Below are 8645 nucleotides of genomic sequence, written 5' to 3'. Positions count from 1 at the left end.
CGCGGTCCGGGGCGCGGGGCCGGGGCGGCGGCGGCACCGGCGTCGGTGGCGCGGTCGGCATCGGCGTGCGTCGCGGAGGGGCTGCCGGCGGCCCCGTCGGGCAGCGCGGCGGACCGGTCGGACGTCGCGTCGGATGAGGTCGTGTCGTCGGGGGCGTCGGTCACGCGCCCACGTTAGCAAGGCCCTCCTCCGCGCCCGCCCGGGCGTCCTCGTGCTACGGCGGGCACCGCTCCCCCGAGCGCCCGTAGAGGCGCCGATCCGCGGCACCGCGACCGTCCGGACGTCACGAAAGGGACACGACCGCTTCCCGCCTCCCCCGCATTTCCCCACCCGCGGCGTAGGGTGGAGGAGGCATGACGGCGTGTCGAACAGGAAACCCGCGGGTGAAGTCCCGGCGAACCCTCGACGTCGGAGGGCTCCCGATCGGACTCCGCACCCCGCATCGAACGGAGAACACATGACCACCCAGGTAGTCATCCTGGCGGCAGGCATGGGCAGCCGTCTCGGACGCAGCCTCCCCAAGCCCCTCACCGAGCTCAGCGACGGCCGCACGATCATGGGCCAGCAGTTCGACAACATCCGCTTCGGCCTCGGCGACGACGCCAAGGTCAGCATCGTGGTCGGCTACAAGCTCGACCACATCATCGACGCCTTCCCGGACGCCGAGTACATCTACAACGAGCAGTACGACCAGACGAACACGTCGAAGAGCCTGCTCCGCGCCCTGCGCGCCTCGGGCCCCGGCGGCGTCCTCTGGATGAACGGCGACGTCGTGTTCGACCCGATGATCCTGCGCCGCGCGGCCGCCATGATCGCCCGGGACCAGTCCTTCGTCACGGTCAACACCTCCCGCGTGTCCGACGAGGAGGTCAAGTACACGACGAGCCCCGAGGGCTACATCCGCGAGCTGTCGAAGACCGTCGTCGGCGGGCTCGGCGAGGCCGTCGGCATCAACTACGTCTCCAAGGCCGACAAGCCCGTCCTCATCCGCCAGCTCGCCCGCGTCGGCGACCAGGACTACTTCGAGCGTGGAATAGAGTTGGGCGTCGAGCAGGACTCCCTGCTCATCGAACCGGTAGACATCTCCGACCTGTACGCGGTCGAGGTCGACTTCGCGGAGGACCTCGAGAGGGCCAACCTCTTCGTCTAGGCCGCCTCGGGGATGCTGACGCAGAGGATCCCCGCCGTGCACGATGCCGTCCGTCCCGGCCGCGCGTCCCGCACCCCCGCGGCCCGGTACCGCCGATCGCTCTGGCTGCTGACCACGCGCGACCTCAAGGTCCGCTACTCCACGAGCGCGCTCGGCTGGTTCTGGTCGATCCTCGACCCGCTCGTGATGTCGGGCATCTACTGGTTCGTCTTCACCGTCGTCTTCACCCGGGACGTGGGCGAGGAGCCGTACATCGTCTTCCTCCTCGCGGCCCTCCTGCCGTGGATGTGGTTCACCGGGGCCACGAGCGACTTCACCCGGGCGTTCAGCTCGCAGGCCAAGCTCGTGCGATCGACCCGGATCCCGCGCACCATCTGGGTCCTGCGGCTCGTGCTCGCGAAGGGCTTCGAGCTCATCGCGAGCCTGCCCGTGCTGGCCGTCTTCGCGATCGTGGCCGGTGCGGGGCTGTCGGTCGAGGTCCTCCTGTTCCCGCTCGCCGTGGTGATCCAGGCGGCGCTGCTCCTCGGCATCGGCCTCGTCATCTCGCCGCTCGTCGTCTTCTTCCGCGACCTCGAGCGCGCCGTCAAGCTCGTCCTGCGCTTCCTCTTCTACGCCTCCCCCGTGGTCTACTCGTCGCGCGACCTGCCCGCCGAGCTGCACCCGTGGGCCGCGCTCAACCCGCTCACCGGCATCTTCGGCCTCTACCGCTCGGCGTTCTTCCCCGCGGAGCTCGACTGGTACGCCGTGGGCGTGAGCGCGCTCATCGCGGGCGTCCTGCTCGCCGTGGGCGCGCTCGTCTTCCGCCGCTCCCTGCCTGCCGTGCTGAAGGAGATCTGATGGACGCCGCACCCGCCGCCGCCTCCGCGGACGCCTCCGCCCCGGTCATCGCCGTCCGAGACGCGGGCATCCGCTTCCGCCGGAACCGCAAGGCCCGCCGCAGCTTCAAGGACCTGTTCGCCGGGTCCGCCCGTCGCGCCCGCCCCGGCGAGTTCTGGGCGCTGCGCCACGTGAGCTTCGAGGTGCGCGCAGGCGAGGCGATCGGCGTCGTCGGCCGCAACGGGCAGGGCAAGTCCACGCTCCTCAAGCTGGTGGCCGAGGTGCTGATCCCGGACGAGGGCGCCGTCGGCGTGCACGCGGGCGTCGCCCCGCTCATCGAGATCACGGGCGGCTTCGTCAACGACCTGACGGTGCGCGACAACATCTACCTCACGGCCGGCCTGCACGGGATGTCGAAGGCGGAGATCGACGCGCAGTTCGACGAGATCATCGCGTTCGCCGAGATCCCCGACTTCGTGGACACCCCGTACAAGCACCTGTCGAGCGGGATGAAGGTGCGCATCGCGTTCGCGGTCATCTCCCGCCTCGACGAGCCGGTCCTGCTCGTCGACGAGGTGCTGGCGGTGGGCGACAAGGCGTTCCGCGAGAAGTGCTACCACCGCATCGAGCAGATGCTGGCGGAGGGGCGCACCCTCTTCTTCGTCTCGCACAACGAGCGCGACCTGCGCCGCTTCTGCACGCGGGGCCTCTACCTGGACAGGGGCGCGCTGGTCCTCGACGGCCCCATCGACCGGGTGGTGGACGCCTACAACGCCGACCTCGAGCCGCCCGCGGCACCGGCCGCGGCGGCCAGCTAGGCGCCCCTCCTCCCCAGCCCCGCCCCTCCACAGGCCCGCGACCTCGCACGTCGCACGTCGCCCCTACCGTGCACGCATGCTGCGACCCGTCCCGCCCCTGCCCGTCCGCCCGGATCCCGAGCCCGCGTACCGCGTGCCCTGGCACTTCGACCGCACGCTCGAACGCCCCCGCTTCGCGCTCGTCAACGTCGGCGAGGAGGTGCTGCACGCCATCTCGCTGCACCTGCTCGGCTCCGGCACGATGCTCTCGCGAGCGCCCGTCACGGTGCGGCCGGGCGAGCGGCTGTCCACGACCATCCGCGGGGACGACCTCGCGCTCGACACCGTCCTCGTGGTGCGGTGGTTCCGTCCGGACGGGGGCGAGTACCTGTGGCGCGTCAGCTTCTGACGGGCGTGGTGCCGCGCCGGTCGCGCTCGCGTTCGAGCCGGATGAGCTCGGCGGGCGAGTCGCCGTCGTCCTGCGGGAGCATGTCGGCGGTGAGGCCCGTCACGAGGAGGCCCGCGTCCACGTCGAGGCCGCTCGCGATCTTGATGATGTTCCGCAGGGAGGGGTTCCGCTGCCCGCGCTCGATCTTGCCGAGGGCGGTCCAGTGGATGCCGGAGAGCTCGGCGAGCGTCTCCTGGCTGATGCCGATGCGCTGGCGCTGCTCGCGCACGCGGGCGCCGAACGCGGCGGCGGCCTCGGAGACGGTGGTGACCATGGCACATGCTTATCCGCCACATGAAGGAATAGCCAGAGCGCGAACGCCCCATGCTTCTACGGCCTACCCTCTCGAGCACCCCCGGACATCGCGCGGGCGGCACGGACCCGGAGGGCACGAAGGATCAGCTGCCGCCGCGTAGGCTCTCCCCATGAACGACGCACCCGACCTCGATCCCGCCGTGGCCACGGGCATCGATCGTCTCCTGTCCGTGCAGCGCCCCGTCGTGCTCGCCCACATCCGGTCCATACGCGCGCGCCACCCGGAGGCCTCCCCCGACCGCATCATCGCGATCCTGGAGAAGCGCTTCCTCACCGCGGTCACCGCGGGCGGGGCCGCCGTGGGCGCCAGCGCCGTCATCCCCGGGATCGGCACCGGCGTCTCCCTCGCCCTGACCGGCGTCGAGACCGCGGGCTTCCTCGAGGCGAGCGCGCTCTTCGCGCAGTCCATCACCGAGGTCCACGGCATCACCGTCGAGGATCCGGTGCGGGCCCGGGCCCTCGTCATGACCATGATGCTCGGCGCACCGGGCGCCCAGGTCATCCAGCAGTTCACGGGCCAGTTCTCGGGGCAGCCGACGGACCGGAACGCGAATTGGGGCCGGGCGATCACCTCCGGCCTGCCGTCGTTCGCCATGGGGCCCATCGCCGACCGCATCAAGCGCGCCTTCATCCGCCGATTCGTCGTGAACCAGGGCGCCAGCGCGCTCGGCCGCGCGGTGCCCTTCGGCATCGGCGCCGTCATCGGCGGCACCGGCAACCGGATGCTCGGCGGCAAGATCGTCGCGAGCTCCCGCCAGGCGTTCGGCCCGGCGCCCGCGACGTTCCCGGCCGACCTCGCCGTGCCGGAGAAGAAGCCCCGCGTGATCCGCATCGCGGAGAAGAAGGCCGCCAAGCGCTAGCGGCTGGACGGCTCTCGAGCACGCGGCCCTCCCCGCGATCAGGACTCCTCGTCCTCGTCGTCCACCTCTGCGTCCCCGCCGTCGGTCGCCTCGTCGCGCGCATGCAGGGCGGCGTGCCGGTCCCACTCCGACAGGAGGAGCTCGATCGCCGCGTGGAAGCGGGCCGTGGCGGCACCCGGGGACGCATCGCCGAAGTAGTGGCGCACCCACGCCGCGAGCCGGCGGTCGGCCGCGGCGTCGTGCTGCAGCTCGTCGAGGCGCGCGACGATGCTGCGGGCGTCGTCGGCGGTCAGCCACTCGCAGTCGGAGAGGTAGCCGTCGGTGTCGATCTGCGCCTCCGGCTGCACGGGTCGCGTCACCATGAGCGGCTTCCCCGCCGCCAGCCGGTCGTAGACCATGGCCGAGATGTCGACGATGGCCATGTCGGCCGCGGACAGCTGCCAGCCGAGCTCCCGGGACCGGTCGACGACGTGCTGCGCCGACGGGTCCTGCGCGTTCGCCCGCTCGAGCACGGCCGCGATCTCGCGATCCGCACGGGCGTACTCGGGGTCGACGACGCCCGAGCGCGGATGCGGCCGGTACAGGACCCGGTGCCGGCCCGTGGCGACCAGGTCGCGCACGAGCGGGACGCCGTGCGTGGCGATGGACCCGTACGCGGCCGCGGCGCGGTCCCCCTCCCAGGTGGGGGCGTAGAGGACCACGGTCCGGTCGTCCGGCGTGAACGGCAGCTCACCCGCGTAGTGGTCGGCCTGCGGGCGGCCGATGGGGATCGCGCGCCGGTCGAGGTCGTAGTCCCAGAGGACCTTGCCGAGCCGCGCGCGGGCGGCGTCCCCCGCGATGAGGCTGTAGTCGTAGGCCTTGAACTGGTTCGTGGTCATGTACATCTTGTCGGACTCGCCGTGGTTGACGAAGACGTGCCAGCGGCGCCCGTACCGCATCATCTGGAAGTTGCGGGTGTTCTGGTTGACGTAGAGGACGATGCGGATGTCCTGCTCCGCGATCACCCGCTCGAGGTCGGCCACCCGGCGCACGTACTCGACCGGCAGCGGGCTCTCGTCGAGGAGCGCGTCCGCCCCGCTCGGGTGGCGGCTGAGGATCACGACGGGGTGCGTCCGGGCGAGCTCCGCCAGCGGCCGGTACCACTGCCGGATCTGGTACATGTTCACGGCCGAGTCGGCGAAGTACACGGCGATGCGGTACTCGCCCTGCGGCGACGGCGGCCGGAGCGCCAGCTTGCGCTGCAGGGATCCGCGAGCCCGACGCTGCTGGACGAGCGAGAGGATGGCGCGCACGCCGAGGCGCGCGTCGTTCAGGAGACCCATGCATCCACCGTAGCCAGCGCTCCGGACGGCCCCGGCCCCGCCCCGGTCGGGGGCGCGGAACGGTAGGAGATCGTGACCGCGGGATGCCGGGTCACGATCAGATGACGGGCGGCCTGCCCGCGCGCGTCATGCGGACGACGGTCCGCCAGGACAGGGGCCGGCGTCGGCCCGGGGAGGTGGTCCAGCCCTCGCGCCAGCCGCGCAGCCACGTGCTCAGACCGTCGCCGCCGCGGGCGCTGCGGATCAGCTGCACGGCCGTCCACGTCCCGACGTAGACGGGGACGAGGGGCAGCGGCAGGTTGCGGCGGGCGAGCCAGACGCGGTTGCGGGCGTTCAGGCGGTGGTACTCCGCGTGCCGGGTGGGCGCGACGGCCGGATGGTGGGCGACGAGGTCGCCGGCGTACCAGGCGCGCAGCCCCTGGTCCCAGATCCGCCAGGCCAGCTCGATCCCCTCGTGGGCGTAGAAGAACTCCCCCGCCCAGCCGTCGGCCGCCTCGAACGCGTCGCGGCGCACGACGACCGCGCCCTCGAGCACGGAGAAGACGGCGCTCGAGTCGGCCGGGTCGCCCTTGCGGATCCGTGGGATCCACCGGCGGGGCGTGGCGGCTCCCGTCGGGTCGACGATGCGCGGCTGGACGAGCGCGACGTCGCCCCGCTCCCCCATCAGCGCGAGTGCGTCCCGGACGAACGACGCGCTCGGGACGGTCTCGTCGTCGTCGAGGAAGAACAGCGCGTCGCCGACCACGAGCGGCACCCCGGCGTTGCGGCCGGCCGGGATCCCGAGGTTCTCGGGGAGGTGCAGACCGCGGACCCCGGCCGGCAGGCCCGTCGGGTCCCAGCCGTTGCCGACCACGACGACGTCGAGCGCGACGCCCTCCTGCCGCAGGACGGACGCGAGGGCCGCGGCGAGGCCGTCCGGACGCCGCCCCTGGCTGAGCACGACGACGCCGACGCGCGGCAGGGAGCCGGTCACGCGGAGGTCAGACGGCGCGAGGTGACGATCATGACGAAGTGGCCCACGAGCGCGAGCACGGCGAGCGGCACCAGCGCGACGAGGAAGACGCGGTCGGTCTCCGGCTGGCCGAGCAGGAGGCCCGCGAGCGCGACGACGAAGGTCACGATCGTGAGCTCCACCGAGTGGAACATCCGGTGGAAGGGCAGGAAGCGCACGATGCGGCGCGCGGTGGCGATGAGCGACCGCTGCGAGGCCACGGTCCCCGCGCCCGCGGGCGCCTTGGGCAGGTCGGCCGACGCGCGGGCCACGCGCACCATGTCGTTCAGGGCCTTGTTCAGCACGATGACCAGCGCCAGGGCGAAGGCCAGCGTCGTCCACGGGAGGTCGTCCGGCGCCTCGAACGGGTAGGCGGCCGCGCGGATCCCCAGCGCGAGCGCGATGAGGGTCTCCGTCGAGTAGTGCCCCACTGCGTCGAGGAAGTGGCCGACCGGCGACGAGGTCCGACGCCAGCGCGCGACCTCGCCGTCGCAGCAGTCCACGAGCATCTGCAGCTGGCCGAGCACCAGGGCGAGCGCCGCGCCGGCGATGCCCGGGATGAGGAGCGCGGCCGCGGCGGCCCAGCCGGTGAGGATCATCACGACCGTGACGCCGTTGGCGCTGATGCGCGTGCGGAGCAGCAGCCACGTGAGGTACGGCGAGAGGTCGCGGAGGTAGAGGTGCGCAGTCCAGTGCTCGGCGTTGGCGCGCAGCCGGACCTCGGGCGGCTGCGTGACGCGGCGCAGCTCGGCGATGGATCCGGGCAGGCCGCGAGCGGCGGGGTCGGTCGCGGAGGTCATCGTCCCGTGTGCCCGTCGAGGTCGTCGGTGAGGTGCAGGAATCCCAGCACGAAGCCGGTGCCCCAGCTGAAGTGGATGCACGGCAGCACCGCCGCGAACCGCAGCATCGTGGCCGCCCCGTCGCGCGCCGCGACGCCGACCGTGCTCACGAGGACGAACCCCGCGTAGAGGCCGGGGACGGCGAACGCGCCGACCAGGCGGCGGAGGCCCGGTAGCCCGACGGCGGGTCCGATCGCGCCGGCGGCGCCGAGGAGCAGCCCCGTCGCCACGCCCGCCACCGCCACGGGGGGCACGAAGTAGCGGACGCCGTTCTGTCGCGGGTACCGGCGCGCCAGCTCGCCGCGCCAGAGCCCCGTCGCGAAGAACTGCCGGACCAGCGACGGGAACGTGGAGCGGGGGCGGTAGGTGACCTTCATCCGCGGGGTGAACCACACGAGCCCGCCGCTCCGGCGGAGCCGTCGGTTGAGCTCCCAGTCCTGGCCGCGACGGACCCCCTCGTCGAAGAGCCCCACCTCGAGGAGCCGGTCACGCCGGAACGACCCGAGGTACGCGGTCTCCGCCGGCCCCTCCTCGCCGCCCACGTGATGCGCGGTGCCGCCGAGGCCGACGCGGGCGCCGTACGCGCGGGCGACGGCCTTCTCGAACGGCGTCCGACCCTCGGCCGACATGAGGCCGCCGACGTTGTCGGCGCCCGTCGCCTGCAGCGTCTCGACGGCGATGCGCGTGTAGTCGCGCGGGAGGAGGGAGTGCGCGTCGACGCGGATCACCACGGGGTTCCGGGTGGCGCGGATCGCGGCGTTGAGGCCGCCGGGGGTGGAGCCGCTGGGGTTGTCCACGCTCGTGATGCGCGGATCCGCCCGGGCCATCTCGCGCACGACCTCCGTCGTGCCGTCGGTGCTCGGGCCCAGCGCGAGGACGACCTCGAAGTCGCCGCCGTAGTCCTGGCGCATCATGCTCTCGACCGCCGCGCGCACGTGCGCCGCCTCGTTCAGGATCGGCATGACGTACGAGACGGCGGGCAGTCCGCCGGGGATGCCGGCGACGGGGTCGCGTCGCGGGTGGTTCGCCATCTGAGCCGATCTCGTGGAGGAGGTGCGGCCGGGGCCTGCCTGGCCGAGCCTCGCAGGAGTTTACCAGCCTGCCGGA

At 72.7% G+C, this 8645-nt stretch carries 10 protein-coding genes; 5 read left to right on the top strand and 5 right to left on the bottom strand.

What is annotated here, in order from left to right; all coding sequences use genetic code 11:
* Positions 1-457: 457 nt before the first annotated feature.
* From AWH51_RS06295 to AWH51_RS06280, 4 genes are all read left to right on the top strand, one after another.
* Positions 458-1150: an NTP transferase domain-containing protein gene (locus tag AWH51_RS06295; RefSeq protein ID WP_063071246.1), complete on the top strand. Its 693-nt coding sequence runs from the start codon at positions 458-460 to the stop codon at positions 1148-1150.
* Between the two features lie 36 nt (positions 1151-1186).
* Positions 1187-1987 carry an ABC transporter permease gene (locus AWH51_RS06290; protein ID WP_254654495.1) on the top strand — a complete coding sequence of 267 codons (801 nt, stop codon included), beginning with the start codon at positions 1187-1189 and terminating at the stop codon, positions 1985-1987.
* Complete coding sequence (locus AWH51_RS06285) at positions 1987-2784, top strand: ABC transporter ATP-binding protein (protein ID WP_063071244.1); 798 nt, start codon at positions 1987-1989, stop codon at positions 2782-2784. The genes AWH51_RS06290 and AWH51_RS06285 overlap by 1 nt, the downstream gene beginning before the upstream one ends.
* 76 nt (positions 2785-2860) lie before the next feature.
* The gene (locus tag AWH51_RS06280) at positions 2861-3172 is read left to right on the top strand and encodes a hypothetical protein (RefSeq protein ID WP_063071243.1); all 312 of its coding nucleotides are present in this window, start codon (positions 2861-2863) and stop codon (positions 3170-3172) included.
* Here the strand turns inward: AWH51_RS06280 and AWH51_RS06275 are convergent.
* Entirely contained in the window at positions 3162-3485 is a 324-nt protein-coding gene (locus AWH51_RS06275; protein WP_063071242.1) for a helix-turn-helix domain-containing protein, read from the bottom strand. The genes AWH51_RS06280 and AWH51_RS06275 overlap by 11 nt on opposite strands.
* 151 nt (positions 3486-3636) lie before the next feature.
* Here AWH51_RS06275 and AWH51_RS06270 point away from each other — a divergent pair, with 151 nt between their 5' ends.
* On the top strand, positions 3637-4386 hold the full coding sequence (locus AWH51_RS06270; RefSeq protein ID WP_063071241.1) for a hypothetical protein: 750 nt from the start codon (positions 3637-3639) through the stop codon (positions 4384-4386).
* A gap of 38 nt (positions 4387-4424) precedes the next feature.
* On the opposite strand, the gene AWH51_RS06265 is transcribed toward AWH51_RS06270, so the two are convergent.
* The 4 genes from AWH51_RS06265 to AWH51_RS06250 form a co-directional block, all read right to left on the bottom strand.
* On the bottom strand, positions 4425-5708 hold the full coding sequence (locus tag AWH51_RS06265) for a hypothetical protein (protein WP_063071240.1): 1284 nt from the start codon (positions 5706-5708) through the stop codon (positions 4425-4427).
* 97 nt (positions 5709-5805) lie between these two features.
* Positions 5806-6681, bottom strand: coding sequence for a glycosyltransferase family 2 protein (locus AWH51_RS06260; protein ID WP_063071239.1), 876 nt, complete (start codon positions 6679-6681; stop codon positions 5806-5808).
* Positions 6678-7499 carry a CDP-alcohol phosphatidyltransferase family protein gene (locus AWH51_RS06255; protein WP_063071238.1) on the bottom strand — a complete coding sequence of 274 codons (822 nt, stop codon included), beginning with the start codon at positions 7497-7499 and terminating at the stop codon, positions 6678-6680. The genes AWH51_RS06260 and AWH51_RS06255 overlap by 4 nt, the downstream gene beginning before the upstream one ends.
* Positions 7496-8569, bottom strand: a complete 1074-nt coding sequence (locus AWH51_RS06250) for a glycosyltransferase family 2 protein (protein WP_063071237.1) — start codon at positions 8567-8569, stop codon at positions 7496-7498. The genes AWH51_RS06255 and AWH51_RS06250 overlap by 4 nt, the downstream gene beginning before the upstream one ends.
* Positions 8570-8645: the final 76 nt, after the last annotated feature.

Origin of the sequence: Clavibacter tessellarius (genome assembly GCF_001618005.1) — a bacterium.
GTDB classification, from domain to species: Bacteria; Actinomycetota; Actinomycetes; order Actinomycetales; family Microbacteriaceae; genus Clavibacter; species Clavibacter tessellarius_A.
Note: the sequence above shows the minus strand (reverse complement) of the source record. Positions and strands in the feature narration are given on the sequence as shown.

What these genes read in the sequence shown, in the direction of transcription:
- AWH51_RS06295 (WP_063071246.1), top strand. Translation starts at nt 458, where the DNA reads ATGACCACCCAGGTAGTCATCCTGGCGGCAGGCATGGGCAGCCGTCTC.
- AWH51_RS06285 (WP_063071244.1), top strand. Translation starts at nt 1,987, where the DNA reads ATGGACGCCGCACCCGCCGCCGCCTCCGCGGACGCCTCCGCCCCGGTC.
- AWH51_RS06280 (WP_063071243.1), top strand. Translation starts at nt 2,861, where the DNA reads ATGCTGCGACCCGTCCCGCCCCTGCCCGTCCGCCCGGATCCCGAGCCC.
- AWH51_RS06275 (WP_063071242.1), bottom strand. Translation starts at nt 3,485, where the DNA reads ATGGTCACCACCGTCTCCGAGGCCGCCGCCGCGTTCGGCGCCCGCGTG.
- AWH51_RS06270 (WP_063071241.1), top strand. Translation starts at nt 3,637, where the DNA reads ATGAACGACGCACCCGACCTCGATCCCGCCGTGGCCACGGGCATCGAT.
- AWH51_RS06265 (WP_063071240.1), bottom strand. Translation starts at nt 5,708, where the DNA reads ATGGGTCTCCTGAACGACGCGCGCCTCGGCGTGCGCGCCATCCTCTCG.
- AWH51_RS06255 (WP_063071238.1), bottom strand. Translation starts at nt 7,499, where the DNA reads ATGACCTCCGCGACCGACCCCGCCGCTCGCGGCCTGCCCGGATCCATC.
- AWH51_RS06250 (WP_063071237.1), bottom strand. Translation starts at nt 8,569, where the DNA reads ATGGCGAACCACCCGCGACGCGACCCCGTCGCCGGCATCCCCGGCGGA.